Origin of the sequence: Caballeronia sp. LZ003 (assembly GCF_031451465.1) — a bacterium.
In the GTDB taxonomy this organism is placed as follows: Bacteria; Pseudomonadota; Gammaproteobacteria; order Burkholderiales; family Burkholderiaceae; genus Caballeronia.
The window spans coordinates 1436327-1454744 of sequence record NZ_JARUXJ010000003.1 but is presented as its reverse complement, the minus strand read 5'-3'; the positions used below and the strand labels follow the sequence as shown (position 1 = coordinate 1454744).

The window sequence follows — 18418 nt, the reverse complement described above, 5'->3', positions numbered from 1 at the left end:
GCGCTCAGCCGTGTGCAGCGGCAACTTCGCCGCGATCGACGAATTCGATCGTCAGATTGCCTCCTTCGGAACTTGCAAGGCGAACCTCGGCCGGCGTGGTGCCGGTGGCCATGCGTGTCAGAAGTTCGCGCGAAACGGTCGGCAGGATGCGCTGATCGAGGAACGTGTCGACATTGCGCGCGCCGGATTCGCGGGCGAGGCACAGTTCTGCGAGCGAGGCGATGAGCGTGTCGTCGCAAACGAGATTGACGTCATGCTGCTTTTGCAAGCGGTCCGAAATCTTGCCGAGTTTCAGCCGAACAATCTGCGCCAGAGCGTCGGCGGCCAATGGCCGGTAGACGAGCGTCTGGAAGCGCGCGAGCAACGCAGGTTGAAAATGCTTGACGAGCGGCTCGTGGATCGCATCGAGGAGCGCCGCCTGGGCAATGTCCGGATTGTCCGTCGTCACTTCGTCGATCTGCGCGCTGCCAAGATTCGACGTCATCAAAATCACGCAGTTGCGGAAGTCGATTTCGCGACCTTCGCCATCGCGCATGGTGCCGCGGTCGAACACCTGATAGAAGATATCGAGCACGTCGCGATGCGCCTTCTCCACTTCATCGAGCAATACGACGCTATAAGGGCGTTGCCGCACCGCTTCGGTGAGAATACCGCCGCGTCCGTAACCGACGTAACCTGGTGGCGAACCCTTCAGCTGCGAGACCGTGTGCGCCTCCTGATACTCCGACATATTGATCGTCGTAAGGGCGGCCTCGCCGCCAAAGAGGACATCGGCAAGCGCGAGCGCGGTTTCGGTCTTGCCGACACCCGAAGGTCCTGTCAGCAGGAACACGCCGAGCGGCGCGTGCTCGCTCTTGAGTCCCGCCTTCGCCGTGCGCAGGCTTTGCGCAAGTGTGCCGAGCGCGTCGTTTTGCGCAACCACGCGTGCGGCCATGCGCTCCTCCAGCGCGAGCAGGCTCAGAAGCTCGTCTTCGACCAGACTGCCCACCGGCACACCTGTCCACTCCGCGACGACGCGGGCAATGGCTTGGGCGTCGACATCGGCGAAGATGAGCGGAGTCTTGCCTTGCGCGTCGGCGAGCGCGTGGCGGGCTTGCGACAAGACATCGGCATGCGGCTTAGTGCTGCCGTCGCCCCGCTGTTCCAGCAGACTCTGCACGAGCGTCAGTTCTCGTTCATAACGCGCTTGCAGGTCACTCGCTTCTTGCTTCGCGTGCATGATCGATACATCGAGTGCCGCGCGACGGGCCGCCACGTCGGCAACACCGGCGCGCTCGTCGGCATCGAGCGTCGCGCACTCGAGTTCCAGCGCAGCCACTGCCGCTCGCGCGCGTTGCAGTTCGGCTGGCGGCGAATCGAGTCCCATGCGAACTCGTGCGGCTGCGGTGTCGATGAGATCGACGGCCTTGTCCGGCAACTGCCGCGACGGAATGTAACGGCGCGACAGCTTGACGGCGGCGACGAGTGCCTCGTCGCGAATATGCACGTGGTGATGCCGTGCGTAACGCGTGGCAAGGCCGCGCAACATGAGACATGCGGCATCGTCGCCGGGTTCTTCGACCTTGACGAGCTGGAAGCGCCTTTCGAGCGCTGCATCGCGTTCGAAATACTCCTTGTATTCGGCCCAGGTCGTTGCTGCAATCGTGCGCAGTTCGCCACGCGCGAGCGCCGGCTTGAGCAGGTTCGCGGCGTCCGATCCGCCTGCTGAATTGCCCGCGCCGATCAATGTATGCGCTTCGTCGATGAACAGTAGAACCGGCGTGCTCGATGCGCGCACTTCGTCGATCACGTTCTTCAGACGCTGCTCGAATTCGCCCTTCACGCCAGCGCCCGCCTGCAGCAGGCCGAGGTCGAGCGTGAGAATGCGTACGTGGCGCAGGATTGCGGGCAAGCTGCCGTCGATGACACGAAGGGCCAGCCCTTCGACGATCGCGGTCTTGCCTACGCCCGGATCGCCGACGAGGATCGGGTTGTTCTTGCGACGGCGCACGAGCACGTCGATCATTTGTTGAATCTCGCGATCCCGTCCGAACACGGGGTCGATGTCGCCACGGCGGGCCTTTTCTGTCAGATCGATAGCAAAGCGCGCAAGGGCTTCGCCTTCGGTCGAGCGTGGCGGCGCGGGTGTAGCAGATGACGTATTTTCTTCGGATGCCGACGCTGCCTGTTCGCGCGCCTCGTCTTCCGCTTCCGGTTCCTCGACGCGGTTTTCGCACGACAAACGGCCAAGACGCGGCAGCAACCGCTCGATCTGCATGCTGGACAGCGACAGCAGCGGCCAAGCGTCTTTCGTACGCAGCACGTGCGGCGCGTCGATGATCGCCCGCAGCAAGTGCGCCGAGCGAATCTTGCCGTCGATATCCTCGCGTGACGCCAAGGTCCACGCGTCTTGCAGCACGCTCGCGAGCTGAATTGAAATCGAAGGCATGCCCCGCAGATTGCGTGGCAGCCGATCGATGGCCGCGAGCAGTGCGTTCCACACCGCATCGATATCGATATCGTAGTGTTTGAGGATCGCCGGAATGTCCCCGTCATCGGCCTCGATCAGCTTCAAAAGCCAGTGCTCGACCGTGATTTCGTCGGATAGACGCGTTTGGCAAAGGCTCGCGGCCGCTTCAAGCGTACGTGAGCAGTGCGGGTTGAGCCGGCGAAGCAATTGCGTGGAATCTCGGGATGTCATAACGGGAAAGCGAAGAGAACCGAAGGAGGCGAAATATGAAAAATCGCCGGCCCATTCGATATGGACCGGCGACGGACCCGATCAGCGGATCAGATCCGTTTGCAACTCAAGCGCCTGAATTACGAGCGCTCGTTCCACGTGTCAGCGTGAATGATGTTGCCGTCCTTGTACGCCCACGTGATTTTCTCGTAGCGCAGTTCCACCTGTTCGAGGTGGTTGTGCTTTTCGTAGTCGGGAACCTTGATGTCGTGCATCTTCGGTCGCACAGCGACGACCTTGACGTTCTCGAGCTTGGTGTTGAAGTATTCCTTCTCCTTGCCCGCGTCGTCGATCTTGTACCACTTCATCTCGACCGACTTCAGCGTCTGACCGCTCGTCACAGCCTTGTACAGATAAGGCGTCGACGCGTCCGTTTCCTTCGTGAAGGTGATCGGCGCGTGCACGCGCGTGCCGGTCAGCTTGCCGGTGTTGCCATCGGTCGGGATGTGGATGCCGTGATCGAAAGCGACGACTTCGACGCTGCCTTCACGATCTTGCACGGTAACGGAACCCTTGATGTCGGCGCCACCGTCATCCTTGAGCCACATGTATGCGGGAATTGCCATTTACTGCTCCTTCTTAGTACAACAAAACGTGCTCGGGAGAGCGTTCTCCCGGGCCTCAAGATCCCAAGGCCGTAGCCCCGGGGATTCTAAAATCTACTTGTTCGTATCAGGCACAAGCGTAATTTCCATGCGTCGATTCTTCGCACGCCCTTCTGGCGTGTTGTTATCGGCAATCGGGCGCGTGTCGCCGTATCCTTGCGTAGCGAACTGCGTGGCGGAGATACCCGACGCGTCGATTAACCAGTCACGTAACGCCGCTGCACGCGCCATGGAAAGTGTCAGGTTGCTACGCGGATTGCCTGCGTTATCCGTGTGTCCCGCGACCAGAACACGCTTGTCCGGATGCGCCTTGATCATCTCGACGGCGTCGACCAATGCCCGATTCGAACCAGGCTTAAGCATTGCCTTGCCGCTATCGAACAACGACATACTGTCGAGTGTCACGACCGCAGGCGGCGGTTCAGGTGGCTGATATGCGGCGATCGCGGTATTGAGCGAAGGCATGAGCGGCGCACCGTGATATTCGCCGAGCGACAGCCGCAATGGGACACCCGAACGCCCGTAACGATCGAGTTCGTCGCGATCGGCGATAAGCGCGTGCAGCGCGTCGCGGCGACCGGCATCGTGCTCGGGCGCGATGCCCGCATAGCGCTCCATATGTCCGCCGATACGTGTCAGCAACGCGGCGTTGTTCCGGCCTGCGCCCCAAAATGCGACGGCCAGCGCGAGCGCGCACATTGCGCCGACATGCGCGAGTGCTACGTGCCGCGGCGACGCTCTCACGCGCTGCGACATAGCCGCGATCAACGGCTGTGGCAGAGGCCACGGCGCAGGCGAGCCCGCGACGACCGCCGGTATAACGCGCGTCTGCATCTGGACGTCGCGCTCCCACGGTTTATCGGCATTGCTTGCAGGACCGCAGTCGATCCACCCGGCGCCGTGAAGCGCCCACGGGGCTGCCGGCTGACGGGAATCGGCTAGTGTGTCGAATATCACGCGCTGGGTCCATCCGATAATCGAAGCCAGTCCGGCAACGCTTGCGGCAGCATATGGGTCTGTTGCGTGCCGGCGTGCATCCGTTTCGGAACTCTCGATTACCGCATCGAAGCGCTTCATGTCGGTGAGCGGCGTTCCGCTTGAGATCCCGTGCCACTGCGCGGCGTCGAGCGCATCGGTCGGCGCGTTTCTGACCAGCCGTTGATACACGGCGACATAGCCGGGCAACGGTGCACCGATCATGCGAGAGGCATCGGCGACTGCCTGACGGACGATCCGCAGCGACTGTGACAGCGCGTCAGCGTCGGCATGCAGCGCAGGCGCCACGCTCAGCACGATGCCGTCAGGTGCGTGACCGTCGCGCCATTGCCGCATGGCGAGCGCGAGGCGCGGCAGATCCTGGATACGATCCGCACGTACCCAGATGGCTCCCTCTCCGACATGAACAAGACGTTCCCTGCTGCTCTCATGATTGAAGATCGATGGCAGGGCGTCACCCGTCACCAGGACGAGCGGCATGCGCGTGCGAAGCCTGAGTGGTACCTCCGCCGTGGCGGAGCCGAGCGCCGTCAAAACGTGTTCACTGGCCTGACGCGCTCGTGTCTGTTGATGCGTGCTCAAACCGATGGCGAGTAATGCCGCCAGCACGACGACGGCAGTCAATGACCAGGCGAGCGTCGTCGTCACCGGCATGACGAGCCAAAGCACGGCGAGCATCAGCGCTGCGGCGATACCGACTACTGTGCGAAAGGGATACCCCAGCCGTTGCATTGAATTCACCGCTTGATGCCCGACGGAATCGTGCTAACCAGTTGAGCATCGAGCGCCACGTGCCACGCAAACCAGACAGCCAGCGCAACTACGGCGCACAATCCGGCGATACCCCAAGGCGACAGGCGCTGAAACCAGCTACCGAGGCGGCGTCCGCCATGTTCGATCAGAAACACAGGCTGTTGAGACGGGCGTAACTGCTCAATTTGCGCATTGAGGCTAGTAATGAGCGCGTTGCGTTTTGTCTCGTCCTCTAACGCATAACGACCCCGAAAGCCAAGACCGAGGATTGCTGCATAGCATTCGAGCAAGTCGACACTCGGCGCCGCTTCGCGCATGCGAATTGCCATTCGCTCGAATACGTATTCGCCAGCGTTATGGTGCTGCAGACGCTCGACTTGAATGGGTTCCGCGATCCACTTGTTCTTATTCACAGGATCGAGATGACGCAAGGCGGTTTCGTCAAGCAGTGCGCAAAGCGCGACGATTGCGTCGTCGCCTACGTCGTGCGAATACCCATGCTGCGTAAGCGCCGTCTCAAACGCTTCGACAAGTTCCTTGCAACGGTGGCGGAGCAGTTCGAAGTCACTGGCTTTGCCACCGGCCGATAGTGTGGTAACGAGAAGAGCTGACGCGCGTAGCAAGCCTGTCAGACCCGCAGCCGGCTCGATGGTCGGCTTCGTCGACCGAAGCAACGTGTCGCCGCGCGCCGGCGAAAAAGTAAGCGTCGTCATGCGCGTAGCACCGCGTAGAGTTCAAGCGCCGCATCTGGCACGGATGAGGGCAAGTAGATCTGGCACGCGCGGGCAGCCAGCAATCGGGCGTGCGCGGGGCTCGCGGCGTCCAGCGCGAAATAGTGATTGTCGAGGCGGACCGGAATAGCCGACGGCACCCGTTGCACAGGCTTGAGTGCGATGCCCGCAAGCGCGGAATTGACGATGTGTTCGACATCGTCGGGCGCGCCGATCTTGCACAAGCGCGGGATGCGTTCGACGAGCTCGAACGCCGGGAGTGATGAGTTAACGGACAGATACCAGTCCGCTGCATCCGATGCGATACGTTCGTCCATAATCTTGCCTGACCATGTCGTCGCATTGTCACGAGACAGCCCGATCGACACCACGCGCGACGGGATGATTGCATCGAGCAATTGGCGAATCAACGCTTCCAGCTCCGTGAAGACTTCATCGGCGCGTGCGTGATCGTAGAGAGGGATGTCGGTAAGCTGAGATCCGGTCGAAAACGTCATCAGCGCGCTCGCTAGTTCGGCGATGATCGCGTACAGCCGCTCAGGAGGCTGATTTGGATTCGATGCAAGAAAGCGCAGCTTCGGCCACGCTGCATGTATGCAATGCAGCAGCCAGAACAGCTGTACGTCGGCCACGCCGTATTCCGTCACCTGATCGACCCGCTCACTACGACGCGCACCGAGCGCGAGACTTTTTGCCAGCAGAATGTCGGTCAGGCGATTGATGCGCTCCATGTGCAGAGCATGAGCGCCCAACGTCAGACACGGTGGCACGTATTGCGAGACTAGCTGAAACTGTCCGCTGGTTGAACGCGACAGGCGTGCGATGGCGCATACCGTGTCGTCGGCGTGTGGTTCGAAGTCGAACAGCAGCCTAAGGGCATGGCGTTCGGCCGCGATCTCCGCTTCATCCGAGCCATTGAGATCGACGACTTTCACGAACTCACGATAGGAGCGGCGCGGACGAGTCAACGCTGTCTCATCCATGCGGCAGTTGCTGCCGTTTGCATCGGGAAGCGCGAGCGCGGCCAGCACAGTAACGCTTTGCCGATTAGCACCGACGCCTTCGAGCAGATCGCGCGCCGGAGGCAGCGCCTGAGCAAGCGTCGTGTCGATGGGAGTGCCATCCGGAAAACGCAACTTGAGTCGAGTCAGTTTGAATCGCCCGGACGCGAGCGCGTCTTCATCTACCTCGACGGCCAGGGTGCCCCATGGTTGAGCCAGCGCGGCCGTCGCGACTTGCCTCAAGGCGAACTCGTTCCAACGGTCCTGTTGCTGAAAATGCTGTTGCGTGAGGATCAGGCCTTCATGCCAAAGCGGTTTTTCGATCCGCATGTCTTTCTTCTCTAGCTATTGTTGCCATCAGTTGAGAATTCTATCTCTCACCACTTAGTTCGTATAGCTGATAACTAAAACGAAGCGACGAATCATATCTGCTAACGAGGACATTCTGTGTACCGTTTCGCCGGAGACGCGAAACATTTATTTCGAGATATGAAGCGCGTCCAGTGCGCGACGTGGAAATTGTCAAATGGTGTTGCATTTGAGTTGAGGGACCGACGAATCTCACTTCCGTCGATTTACACGAGTAGTACTAAGTCTTTGAAGGGACAAAGATTAAGGCCTTGCATAAAGCTTCGTTGCCTAACTATTAGTCACGCCGTACGATCATTGGCAGTTGATGTGGAACCTGTTCTAATAGTGCCCCAATGAGAATCACAATCAAGTGAACAGATCCATGAGCGTGCTCGAGAGTCGCGCCTTCAAGTAGTGCGGTTCGTTGTCGCAACGAATCTTCTTCGAGAGGTTCCTGCGTGTTCGCAGATCGAGTGGCGCTTATGGCTAATCAATAAGGACTATTTATGGACAGCTTCCAGCGCGAAATCCCGAAGAGCCGGGTTTCGATCACCCTCGACCTGCATACCGGCGGCGCGCAAAAGAAAATTGAGTTGCCGCTGAAGCTACTCGTTGCAGGCGATTTCAGCGCGGGACGAGAGCAAGCGCCGCTCGCCGAACGAAAGAAAGTCAACATCGACAAGGACAACTTCGACGCGGTGCTTGCTGATTACGCGCCAGACCTAAAGTTCGGTGCGGACAATACGCTCGCGAACGACGGCTCTGAGTTGCCGGTGAACCTGTCGTTCCGTTCGATGAAGGACTTCGAGCCGGAACAGGTGGCGCGTCAGATTCCGGAACTTCAGGCACTTCTGGCCGTGCGCAATTTGCTGCGCGATCTGAAGTCGAATTTGTTGGACAACAGCACCTTCCGCCGCGAGTTCGAAAAGATTCTGAAGAACAAGGAAATGTCGGACAAGCTGCGCGGCGAGCTATCGCAAATCGCCACGGCTGCCACGCAGCCCGAAGGCAACGCTTAACGCGCCCTCGACATCTCTCGAAAAGCACCGTAGACAGGACAAGAAAATGAGCAAGAATCCCGCACGCCAGAGCGCCGCGGCAGAGACCGTCGTGCTTGACGCACCTCGTGACGCGCATGGCGACAGCGTCTATGCATCGCTTTGCGACAAGATCAATCTTACGCCGGTTGCGCAGGCTCGGCCGCTGGAAGCGTTTCGTGACAACGACACATTGTCGGAAGCGTCTGCCGACGAACGTCTCGCACGCGGCATGGGCGCGTTCCTCGAACTCGTGGCGCAAAGCAGCAAGCCGGTGGATCGCCTGGACAAGTCGCTGCTAGATTTCTTTATCGGTCAGCTCGACCGTCAGATCAGCAAGCAACTCGACGCAGTGATGCACAACCCCGAGTTTCAGGCGCTCGAAGGCCGCTGGCGCGGTCTGAAGATGCTCGTGAGCCGAACGGACTTTCGGAAGAATGCCCGTATCGAGGTGCTGGACGTGTCGAAGGACGCGCTTAGCCGCGACTTCGAGGACGCGCCGGAGCTGATCCAGAGCGGCCTGTATCGACTGACGTACATCGAAGAATACGACACGCCGGGTGGCCAGCCTATCAGCGCGATGGTCAGCGACTTCGAATTCGCCAACTCGCCGGTGGACGTTGCGCTTCTGCGCAATATCTCGAAGGTCGCGGCAGCGGCTCATATGCCTTTCATCGGCTCGGTTGGCGCGCAGTTCTTCGGCAAGAAGTCGATGGAAGAAGTCGCGGCTATCCAGGACATCGGAAACTTCTTTGATCGCGCTGAATACGTCAAATGGAAGAGCTTCCGCGACACCGATGACTCGCGCTATGTGGGTCTGGTCATGCCGCGCGTGCTTGGCCGTTTGCCGTACGGCAAGGACACCACGCCCGTCCGCGCATTCAACTATGAAGAGCAGGTCAAGGGTCCTGACCATGACCGTTATCTGTGGGTGAATGCGTCGTTTGCGTTTGCGGCGAACATGACGCGTAGCTTCGTGAACAACGGTTGGTGTGTGCAGATTCGTGGTCCGCAAGCGGGCGGAAAGGTGGAAGATCTGCCGGTTCATCTGTATGACCTTGGCACCGGTGTGCAGCCGAAGATCCCGACCGAAGTGCTGATTCCCGAAACGCGCGAATTCGAATTCGCCAACCTCGGGTTCATTCCCTTGTCGTTCTATAAGAACCACGACTTTGCGTGCTTCTTCTCGGCTAACTCGGCACAGAAGCCGGCGCTTTACGAAACAAAGGAAGCCACCGCGAATAGTCGCATTAACTCGCGCTTGCCATACATCTTCCTGCTCTCGCGGATTGCGCATTATCTGAAGCTGATTCAGCGCGAAAACATCGGTACGACCAAGGATCGTCGTCTTCTTGAGCTCGAGCTGAACAACTGGATCAAGAGTCTCGTCACCGAAATGAAGGACCCCGGCGACGAGTTGCAAGCGTCGCATCCGTTGCGCGAGGCGAAGGTGATGGTCGAGGATATCGAAGACAATCCCGGCTTCTTCCGCATCAAGCTCTTTATCGTGCCGCACTTCCAGGTGGAGGGCATGGATATTGGGTTGTCGCTGGTTTCGCAGATGCCTAAGGCGAAGAGTTGATTTGACGTGCTTACGCGGTAGTTTTTAGCGTGAATTGCCGAGGCGGTTTTGATTTTAATTGCCTCGGCGTCGTTTAACGACGTGGCGTTCGTTCCGTAGAGGTTTAAGAATGTCGATGGTCTTGCCGTCTCAGGCGTACGTGTTGACGATAGCGCCGCACCCTGCGCCGATTTCCGTCCTTAAATTTAGCGCTCAAAGCGCTATCAGCGATCTATACCGCTGCCAGATTGAATTCACGAGTCCTTCGGCCGAAATACGGATGAATCAAGTCGTGGGGCGACCTGCCCGATTCTCGATCGAACCGATCGATCCGGATATGGCGCGCCTTCAGCGAATGTTCGGCGACCGTGCGAAGGAATTCAGCACCATGGCGCCGGCCTATACGACGCACGGCATTATCACGCGCTTTGAACAGCTTGGCACATCGGCGGATGAAACGCGCTATCGCGTCGTACTTGAACCGAAGATTTCAGACCTTGCTCGCGGGCTTAAGAGTCGGCTCTTTCAGAAGCAGTCCGTCGTGGAAATCATAACGGATACCCTTCGCCATTATGGCTACCGTCTGGGTGTCGACTTCGATTTTTTCAGGCTACGCAGTACGTACAAGCGTCACGAATACATCACGCAGTATTACGAGACAACTTTTGCGTTCATTCAGCGCCTCTGTGCGGAAGCCGGAATGTGGTTCCGTTTTGAACAAAAACGGGATAGGTCGGTCATCATCTTCGGCGACGATCTGGACGCCTATGCGCGCAAGCAGCGCGTCGTTCCATATCGGACGCATGCGGGGCTGGAGAGCGCGGGTTCCGAATCCATCCGCACGCTCAGGCTCATCACGCAGCGAGTTCCGGAAGCGGTGCAGCTTAACGATTACAACCATCGTCAGGCGGATGTGAATCTGCTGATTCAGGAGAACGCCGCGCGCGGTGACGAGACGACGAACGCGGTGGATAGTCGTTGGGGCGAGCATTACGAGACGCTGGATGAGGGGCAGCAGATTGCGAAACTGCGACACGAGGCGCATCTTGCCACGCAGGTCAGCTATCGAGGGAGGGGAAATCCGTTTTCTCTCGAAGTAGGCGAGGTAATGCGGCTCGACGTAAATCCCCAAGATGCGCAACACGGTTTGTTCATTACGTCGGTGCGTTGTGGCGGTGGTCGCGGTGCGTCGTACTGGAATGCCTTCACGGCGATTCCGTCGGATCGAGTTTGGCGAACGAGTGTCGACTCCGTCAAGCGACCGAAGATCGAGGGCATTCTTCCAGCCCGAGTCGATTCCCCGGGAAAATATAAATATGCGTATCTGACAGAGAAGGGCGAGTACGTCGTCAAGATGCCGTTCGACTTGGATGCATGGAGTCCAGGCGGAGCGAGCAGGCCGGTGCGCATGGCCAAGCCATATAGCGGTGGAGATTACGGTCATCACTTTCCGTTGATCGACGGGACAGAAATAGCGCTGGATTTCACTGCTGGCGATCCGAATCGGCCGGTCATCATTGGCGCGATGCACGACAGCCTGCATCCTGACTTAGTCAATAACCTCAATCACACGCGCAACTTGATTCGCACGGCAGCGAACAATGAAATGCGCATGGAGGATCGCGAGGGCCTCGAACATATCCACTTGACCACGCCGCTTCAGACTTCCGAGCTGAATCTGGGGCATATGGTCGATCAGGATCGCAAGGAGCGAGGTAAAGGTGCGGAGGTGCGCACGGATGAGCATGTGGCCATAAGAGGCGGGAAGGGCGTCTTGTTGTCCGCAGAGGCTCAGCCCAATGCGACGGGTCAGCAGCTAGCCATGCAGGATGCTGACACTACTCTGGACCAAGCGAAGACTCTCTTGCGCTCGCTCAACGATTCGGCCGCAGCGGCTAAGGCGTGGCTCGCCGAAGTCGATCAGCAGCGCACGCTCGTCGAAGAGAAGCTCACGAAGCTAGGGAAACCAGTGCTCGTTGCGACCGCGCCGGACGGGCTTGGCATTGCCAGCGGACAGCAATTGCAGGTCGCATCGCGCAAACAAATGTTTGTGACATCGGGCGAAGGGATCGACTTTGGCGCGTTGAAGCGGATCACAGCATCGGCTGGAGAGGCAATCTCGCTTTTTGCGGCAAAACTTGGCATTCGCTTCTTCGCTGCGAGCGGCAAGGTGCAGATTCAGGCACAGGGTGACGCGATGGAATTGCTCGCGTTGAAAGGAATGTTAATCAGTTCGTCGGATGCCGATGTGACAATCACCGGAAAGAGAGGCGTGACCATTGGTGATGGCTCCGGTGCTTATATCAAGCTGTCTGGTGGAAAGATCACATTGGGCAGTCCCTCTGGCGAGATCGAGTTGAAAGGGAATCTTCTCGTTGGCGACGCTGACGGGGGAAGCTTCACTTTTCCGGCGTGGTCTGGCACGCCTGTGCAAGACGTTAAGAACCCGATCTCTTTCGGCTTTTCTGAGTAAGCATCGATATGGCAAATTCATCAAGAGCGGCACAACCGGCCTCTGCGCCTGCGCCTGCGCCTGCGTCCGCACCTGCTTCTGCACCTCGCGCCGCCTCAAGCGCTCCGGCGAACGCTCCTGCTGCAAGAGCGCCGAGCGCTCCACGCTCCGCGCCGCCTGATACCAAGGTCAAACAAATATCGTTTGGGTTCCCTTTTTTGAAGAAGGGACAACGCCCTGCAGACGCGGCGGCAAAGTTCACCGACGAGCACGAGATCTATCAAATGCTCGCCAATAAGGAACCTTCAGGGAGCTATCTCGTAAGCAAGAGCGGAATGTGGCATGGCGGGATACACATCACGGATGCGGGCGCGGGTACGCAGCTGGATCTCAACCAAGGGGTTCGATGCATCGCGGATGGCCATGTCATCGCCTACCGCGTCAATCGCGCTTATCCGGTCAGCCAGGTTCCGGCTTCCAGCAATCAGCCGGCCTCTCAGGCCTTATACAGCACCGGGTTTGCCTTGGTGCGGCATACGATGGAGTTCCCAAAGGGAAAGACTTTCACGTTCTATAGCGTGTACATGCACCTTCAGGCTTACGACGACTACGAACGGGATGTGGGGAAAAGCAAACCGTCGTACTGGTCTACGCAATTCAAGGTGACCGAGCACGCTCGGGATAAACCTGAGGTCAGTAGAACTGGGTCGGCTGCTGACCCGGGTCAGCAGGGTTTGACGGTACGCGCGACGCCGCGAGGAGGCCAACGAGGAGGTCATGCTATGGCCATACTTCCGCAGGGCGCATGCGTCAGTATCGGAGAACAACAGCACGGCTGGGGAAAGATCACCGACGTACATGGCGCGCAGTTGTATGCACCGCAAGCGGGTGGGGTTCCGCCGTCAACAGCCGTGGGCGGATGGATTTTTCTTGGCAACGAAAACGGCGGTCCGCTGGTACAAGCGTTCATGCCCGACGACACCTTCGATCGCGTCGTGGTTACTGCGTCGACCTTGGATAGCGCGGGCGACTCGAGTGCTCAAGGTATTCCCATCAAGGCTGGTGACTTGATTGGACATCTGGGACGTTACGACTCGCTGAACGCAGGTTCGTCGGCCACGCGCATGGCACACATCGAGGCGTTTTGCGACGACAGCGTGCAGACGTTCATCGACCAGTCCCGAACGTGGATCGGAGCGCATGGCGCGCATAAGGACGACTGGACTCCGCTGGGCTTGTCTGCATAACCGACCATCTTGCGTATCGACACCCAAACTAAGCTATTCCACGATGCCGAGCGCGAAGGTGCGAGCGCGCCCATGACCGGAGTTGTGCAGCGTTGGTCGCTCGGGGAACTCGCACGTGACAGAAATAAGCAGCATGTTGAACAGAACGCTGATCGCACCGGACGCAAGGTGAACTGGTGGCGTGTCGGAAGTGCGGATCCACGGGGGCAAGCCATAGAAGGATGGGTGCGGGAGGAGGCGTTCGCGGGCGGTAGGGTGACGCGTGAATTTGCTCAGACGTGGGTGGACTTTTCTTGCATCGACGATGCGCACGACCCCGCGCACTCAATGTTTGCGACTACGCAAGCTTGGGTGGATTATGCCGGTCATGCGAACGTGCCAGACGCGAAATCCCTGACTAAGCTGAGTCCAATGATGAGGACCATCTACCGTGTGTTGTTTCCACAGGGAGATGGGAGTGGCGCTGCGGACGATATGTGCGTGTCTTATGCGGGGGAGTCGGGGCACTATCCGTGGTTGATGCAGCGGGCCTCACGGTTGATTGTGAAGCACGAGAGTGAGTGGGCTAATCCGGATAAGTGGAAGCAGCTCTATGCGGAGATCGAAAGGGTCGCGGGACGGACACCGCAGTATGACGAAGAACAGAAGCGAATTGAGAAGCTCGTTTGGTGGGATGAGGTGAAGGCAAAAGTGTCAGGCTTTCCTGGGTCAGATGTGTTTCATATCAATCCGATTGGGTTGGTGGCGAATTTTGAAGCGTCAAACGGTTGTTCATGTGGCTGCTGTTATGTCGACAAATTCAAAGTTTCGCGGTGGTCTGGTCAGACCGTGCACTACGGACCCGTCTATTGGGGGGGAGTAAGCTTAGAAGCATCGCCCGCGATGCGGTGCCTTCTTTCGAATGGGCAGATGACGCAAAGCGAACACAGAATTTTAGTGGCTATGTCTAAAAACGAAGGGAAGATGGATTCGGTTCAAGCGTACGATAGCGAGATCTTCACCGCCGGAGCTTGTCAAAAAACCGTAAATATCCGGGGGGCTGGGGAATTTCCAATTCAAGTTGCCGAATTTAAACAAGAAAACGGGGCCGCTTATAAACGCTTATTCGCCGATTGCGGTTGGAGCGTTGAAGATACTGGATCTAAATCGCCCATTGCCACTATGTTTTATAGTGATGAATCTTTAACCGGCGGCACGCCTATTACCGGACGTGAACTTTATAGCCTCGTTAGGACTGGCTGTAACGCGAAAGCCTTTGGTCATGTCGTATCTAATAAGCCGTTAGCATCCATCGTAAACGCAGTGATTGATAACGAATTCCAGGAGAAACAAGTAAAGGATTTCGTGCGCCGACTTAGGTTAGTAATTTCTATAATTCCTACGGGGTTCACTTCTACAATTGGAGACTTTTGTCGAAACGATCTAGGGCGGGCGTTAGCCTTAGACCAACATGTGAATCGGCCTGGCAATGTTGCCGACGATTTTGGAAGGGCTCTCACGGACTTCTTTCATGCTAATCCATCGGTTGCGAACGATCCCGCGAAGTGGGGTGTGCAGCATACGGCACACGAGGCAGCGTTGACTGCGGCTTACGCCGCACGAAGGCGAATGAATGACAACAATACTCGTTACGCATCATTAAGTGGAGCGCTGTCCCAATGAGATTAAGTACTCACTCTTTCTTGGCCTTATTGTTCGTTTCATGCGCATTATTTGTGACGCGTAGTTTCGCAAATGTTAGCGCAGACGTCACCGCCCAATTGCCAGGTGGTCAAGTGTTGCAATTTAGCGATCATCTATCCGGTACTAATGAGCTACGTTTTGGATCAGGGTGGGCGCGCGCTCGGCTCAAACTGAAAACAGGCGACTGGCTGCGGTTCCTTCCAGACGAATCATTAAGCATCAATGGCGGCGTTGTCTTCAATGGCGTAAGCGGGCGAAGCTCATCTTTTAGCGGGCGTTATTTGGTGCTCCCACTAGTTAGACAGGGAATGCTCGAAAGTGCAGGCAAGGAGCCACGTATAGTGGGAAATCAATATTGCCCCGTCGTAGACACGTCTTCCGGATGCATGATTAGCTTCGAAACTGGAGCTATCTGCTCGGGAGCCTGGTCGCAGCAAAAAGACGCTTGGATTGAGCAGGGGCGCGACCGTTCGGGCGAGATGTTGCAGGGGCAGGAAGATCTTGCTAATCAACTATGGACCGATTTTCGAAAATCGCCAAAATCAGGAACATTGCGCGATCGCGTGGTCGATGCATTGGGTATCGAGAATTTAATCTCGTGTGACTCCCCCAGTAATACTAATCGACACACTTACAGGCAGATAGCCGCGGCACTCAGACGCGAGGGTGCAGCGTCTGATGCAAGATACATTGAAAATAAGCTTGCTAAAGTATCGAATGAAAGAGAAAGTGAGTTAGCTCTTGATACCAGGGTCCGGATCAAATCTTGGCTGTATGATTCTCCTGACGCATTAGCAAGAACAACCGCATATCTAGTTCCGGGCGACAGGGTAAAAGTGCTCGGGGTTAGCAAAGACGGATGGGTTAAGACAGAATACACACAGGCTAATGGCAAGAAAATAAAAAAATGGATACTTAAGTCAACTCTCGACGAATGACAATTTGAAGGGAAGTCTTCTTTAGGATGGTAAATTCGCGTTTATAATTTTCTCTTAATTTTTTGGAACTCGTAACGCAATTCCAATCCTCCAAATTGCAAAAGGACAGTAATTGGAAGATTAAAACCAACCCGAACGGCGAAAGTGACGTGGTCCCAGCAGGCAAGCGCTTAGGCACCCCCGAAAGCGGCGGTTCCCCTTGCACCCAGAGCGCCGCTCGTCCTGTAGGTGCTCGCACTGTATATTGACGCAACCGTGGCGCCTTCTTTTTGGCGAAAAAGCCATAAGACAGAGACGGTCCGGTTCTGGCTCTGCGCCGTCGGTTATGTTCAAGTGACCTGGGCGAATAATTACAGCGCCACAGGTCAGTCACTTGGCATTGATTTAGTTAACGATCCCGATCGAATGCTAGAGCCCGAGGTCGCAGCCTGGGCGACAGTGTATGGAATGGACACTGGGCTTTTCACTGGAAAGAAACTGTCAAACTATATCAACGACGAACACGTGGACTTCGTGAACGCACGGAAGATTATCAATGGCTTAGATCAAGCCGAAACGATCGCAGGACTTGCCATTCGCTTAAAGTCAATTCTGGAACTGTCGAAATGTTAAAACTTTTGTGCCTGTTTTTGTTTGCTAATTTTTATTCTCCGCTAATATCGGCGCAAATTTTTGACTTATCCGACCAAAAGGCAAGTAACACCTTGCAGCTTAAAATCGAGCGAGAAGGCGAAAGAAATGTTGTTCAGTTGTACAACGGTGAAATGCCGCTAAGGCGTTACGAAAATCTTCTGGAAAGCCAGCATACCCTGGATTCCAATTTGGTGCACCTTGTCGGTGGAGGCGTAGCGTTAGAGATTAATTCTGAAGGCTCGCGGAGAAAGTATCACGTGATAGTGCCAATCGACGTGAGTGGCGGCGCCTTATACACAGATTGTGCGTTTAAAAGCGTCTACGACGCAGTAGATCAAACTAGACTAGTGGGGACCCTCTGCAAGAAGACTCCTTTGGAAAAGTTCGTCGTAGATGAAACTGTGAACGACGTTGGACTGCTTTCATTCGTCGACGATTCGACGAGCCAAGTTACTCGAACTAATGGGTGTACGCAGGCTAAAAGCCTCAAATTTGCGCACCATAGCATTTTTCTATGTAGCCGCAACGATCCCGAATCAGGCAGTCGATCAATTCACATAACCGATGTCGAGGGCAAATCATTAATATCCCTCGTGGGGTTCGATTTTATTCCGGGACCGGGTGATCGATTTGCTCTAGTTGCGAACGCTGAGGCCAATGCCATCGTCTTTCGTGGCAGACTCTCTTGCCTGGCTAGGTCCAAATCAAAAGGCGAGCCGCAAAAAGGGCACTCGCTCATCGGGGGTAAATATAGATTTAGTTATTCGATTTCGGTCGAAGATCTGTGTTTAGAGGGGGCTTATACGTATTCGAACGCATCCGCTGCGATGAGGCTGAATGGGTCGAATTCAGGACATAAAACCTATCTGCTTGAAACAGACAAAGGCGCGAATGTGACCGGCTTGTTCATCCTAAAAGCCTTGAAGCCAAAATTGATCGGCGAGTGGATTTCCGTACCTCCAAAATCGCCTCTTACTGTGGATTAACCTAAAGAATGGTCATTCTATTAGGATTTTGATCTTACAACGATGGTAGCCGTAGGATGGCGTGTAATATTATTGCGTTATAAAAAAGTTCGTGCATTGCCTTCGGGCTTGAATTGTGAATTAACTAACCAAGACTGGCTCGTAGGCTGAGTCGCTACAATCTAACGATCGCGTATAAACAAAATGCTCAGCTTCCAAAAAATTATGATTGCACTCGCGATCAGCTCCAGTACATTAAATGTTGCACACGCAGAATTGACGCTTTGTAAGGATTTTGAGGAAGTGTATTTCAGTTGTCATGCCAGCGGAAAAATAATTTCCCTTTGTGCATCTGGTAATATCTCGCCGAATAACGGCTATGTACAATACCGCATCGGAACGAAAGAGAAGATCGAACTCCAATATCCAGAACGGAGCCTTCCGCCACATAATAGATTCAGTATTAGTGATGTTTCCGCAGCCAATGCAAGCTCAACACACATTAAGTTTCGACGCGGTGCCTATAACTACGTAGTGTACGCAAGCGCACTCGGCGGAGTTTATGTGAAACGAGGCGACAAACTTTTATCAAACAGAGTCTGTGAGCCAGGAATTTACCAAAGGTTCAATTCGCGAGCTTTCAGAGGCATCGGGACGGTGGCCCCGATTGATGGCATCGACTAACGGAAGACTGTAGCTAATACCGCAAAAAGCAGTGTTATGGCGGACTACCACTTAGAGTGGGT

14 protein-coding genes are annotated in these 18418 nt (G+C 56.2%); 9 read left to right on the top strand and 5 right to left on the bottom strand.

Annotated features, from left to right (window positions below):
• Positions 1 to 4: 4 nt before the first annotated feature.
• From tssH to tssK, 5 genes are all read right to left on the bottom strand, one after another.
• Positions 5 to 2680 carry a type VI secretion system ATPase TssH gene (tssH, locus tag QCE79_RS23785; protein WP_309848222.1) on the bottom strand — a complete coding sequence of 892 codons (2676 nt, stop codon included), beginning with the start codon at positions 2678 to 2680 and terminating at the stop codon, positions 5 to 7.
• Positions 2681 to 2799: 119 nt separating this feature from the next.
• Positions 2800 to 3285, bottom strand: a complete 486-nt coding sequence (locus QCE79_RS23780; RefSeq protein ID WP_244829927.1) for an Hcp family type VI secretion system effector — start codon at positions 3283 to 3285, stop codon at positions 2800 to 2802.
• A gap of 93 nt (positions 3286 to 3378) precedes the next feature.
• A complete protein-coding gene (locus tag QCE79_RS23775; RefSeq protein WP_309848273.1) occupies positions 3379 to 5052 on the bottom strand; it encodes an OmpA family protein in 1674 nt (557 codons plus the stop codon).
• Positions 5053 to 5057: 5 nt separating this feature from the next.
• Positions 5058 to 5786: a DotU family type IV/VI secretion system protein gene (locus QCE79_RS23770; protein WP_250468808.1), complete on the bottom strand. Its 729-nt coding sequence runs from the start codon at positions 5784 to 5786 to the stop codon at positions 5058 to 5060.
• The gene (gene tssK / locus QCE79_RS23765; RefSeq protein WP_250468806.1) at positions 5783 to 7135 is read right to left on the bottom strand and encodes a type VI secretion system baseplate subunit TssK; all 1353 of its coding nucleotides are present in this window, start codon (positions 7133 to 7135) and stop codon (positions 5783 to 5785) included. Before tssK ends, QCE79_RS23770 begins: the two co-directional genes overlap by 4 nt.
• Positions 7136 to 7662: 527 nt before the next feature.
• Here tssK and tssB point away from each other — a divergent pair.
• From tssB to QCE79_RS23720, 9 genes are all read left to right on the top strand, one after another.
• Complete coding sequence (gene tssB, locus QCE79_RS23760) at positions 7663 to 8175, top strand: type VI secretion system contractile sheath small subunit (protein ID WP_250468804.1); 513 nt, start codon at positions 7663 to 7665, stop codon at positions 8173 to 8175.
• A 46-nt stretch (positions 8176 to 8221) separates the two neighbouring features.
• Complete coding sequence (gene tssC, locus QCE79_RS23755; RefSeq protein WP_250468795.1) at positions 8222 to 9775, top strand: type VI secretion system contractile sheath large subunit; 1554 nt, start codon at positions 8222 to 8224, stop codon at positions 9773 to 9775.
• Between the two features lie 109 nt (positions 9776 to 9884).
• Positions 9885 to 12227 (top strand): type VI secretion system Vgr family protein, encoded by a 2343-nt coding sequence (locus tag QCE79_RS23750; protein ID WP_250468793.1) that lies wholly within the window; start codon positions 9885 to 9887, stop codon positions 12225 to 12227.
• A 197-nt stretch (positions 12228 to 12424) separates the two neighbouring features.
• The gene (locus tag QCE79_RS23745) at positions 12425 to 13453 is read left to right on the top strand and encodes a hypothetical protein (protein WP_309848221.1); all 1029 of its coding nucleotides are present in this window, start codon (positions 12425 to 12427) and stop codon (positions 13451 to 13453) included.
• A gap of 9 nt (positions 13454 to 13462) precedes the next feature.
• Positions 13463 to 15115, top strand: a complete 1653-nt coding sequence (locus QCE79_RS23740; protein ID WP_309848220.1) for a hypothetical protein — start codon at positions 13463 to 13465, stop codon at positions 15113 to 15115.
• Positions 15116 to 15522: 407 nt separating this feature from the next.
• The gene (locus QCE79_RS23735; protein WP_309848219.1) at positions 15523 to 16074 is read left to right on the top strand and encodes a hypothetical protein; all 552 of its coding nucleotides are present in this window, start codon (positions 15523 to 15525) and stop codon (positions 16072 to 16074) included.
• Positions 16075 to 16329: 255 nt separating this feature from the next.
• Entirely contained in the window at positions 16330 to 16686 is a 357-nt protein-coding gene (locus tag QCE79_RS23730; protein WP_309848218.1) for a hypothetical protein, read from the top strand.
• Entirely contained in the window at positions 16680 to 17693 is a 1014-nt protein-coding gene (locus QCE79_RS23725) for a hypothetical protein (RefSeq protein ID WP_309848217.1), read from the top strand. The genes QCE79_RS23730 and QCE79_RS23725 overlap by 7 nt, the downstream gene beginning before the upstream one ends.
• Positions 17694 to 17876: 183 nt before the next feature.
• Positions 17877 to 18356, top strand: a complete 480-nt coding sequence (locus QCE79_RS23720; protein ID WP_309848216.1) for a hypothetical protein — start codon at positions 17877 to 17879, stop codon at positions 18354 to 18356.
• The last annotated feature ends 62 nt before the right edge of the window (positions 18357 to 18418 follow it).

Bases quoted from the DNA above. Each gene is read 5' to 3' on its own strand.
- QCE79_RS23735 (WP_309848219.1), top strand. From the start codon at position 15,523: ATGATTAGCTTCGAAACTGGAGCTATCTGCTCGGGAGCCTGGTCGCAG.
- QCE79_RS23720 (WP_309848216.1), top strand. From the start codon at position 17,877: ATGCTCAGCTTCCAAAAAATTATGATTGCACTCGCGATCAGCTCCAGT.
- tssC (WP_250468795.1), top strand. From the start codon at position 8,222: ATGAGCAAGAATCCCGCACGCCAGAGCGCCGCGGCAGAGACCGTCGTG.
- QCE79_RS23780 (WP_244829927.1), bottom strand. From the start codon at position 3,285: ATGGCAATTCCCGCATACATGTGGCTCAAGGATGACGGTGGCGCCGAC.
- tssB (WP_250468804.1), top strand. From the start codon at position 7,663: ATGGACAGCTTCCAGCGCGAAATCCCGAAGAGCCGGGTTTCGATCACC.
- QCE79_RS23725 (WP_309848217.1), top strand. From the start codon at position 16,680: ATGTTAAAACTTTTGTGCCTGTTTTTGTTTGCTAATTTTTATTCTCCG.
- QCE79_RS23770 (WP_250468808.1), bottom strand. From the start codon at position 5,786: ATGACGACGCTTACTTTTTCGCCGGCGCGCGGCGACACGTTGCTTCGG.
- QCE79_RS23775 (WP_309848273.1), bottom strand. From the start codon at position 5,052: ATGCAACGGCTGGGGTATCCCTTTCGCACAGTAGTCGGTATCGCCGCA.
- QCE79_RS23750 (WP_250468793.1), top strand. From the start codon at position 9,885: ATGTCGATGGTCTTGCCGTCTCAGGCGTACGTGTTGACGATAGCGCCG.
- tssK (WP_250468806.1), bottom strand. From the start codon at position 7,135: ATGCGGATCGAAAAACCGCTTTGGCATGAAGGCCTGATCCTCACGCAA.
- tssH (WP_309848222.1), bottom strand. From the start codon at position 2,680: ATGACATCCCGAGATTCCACGCAATTGCTTCGCCGGCTCAACCCGCAC.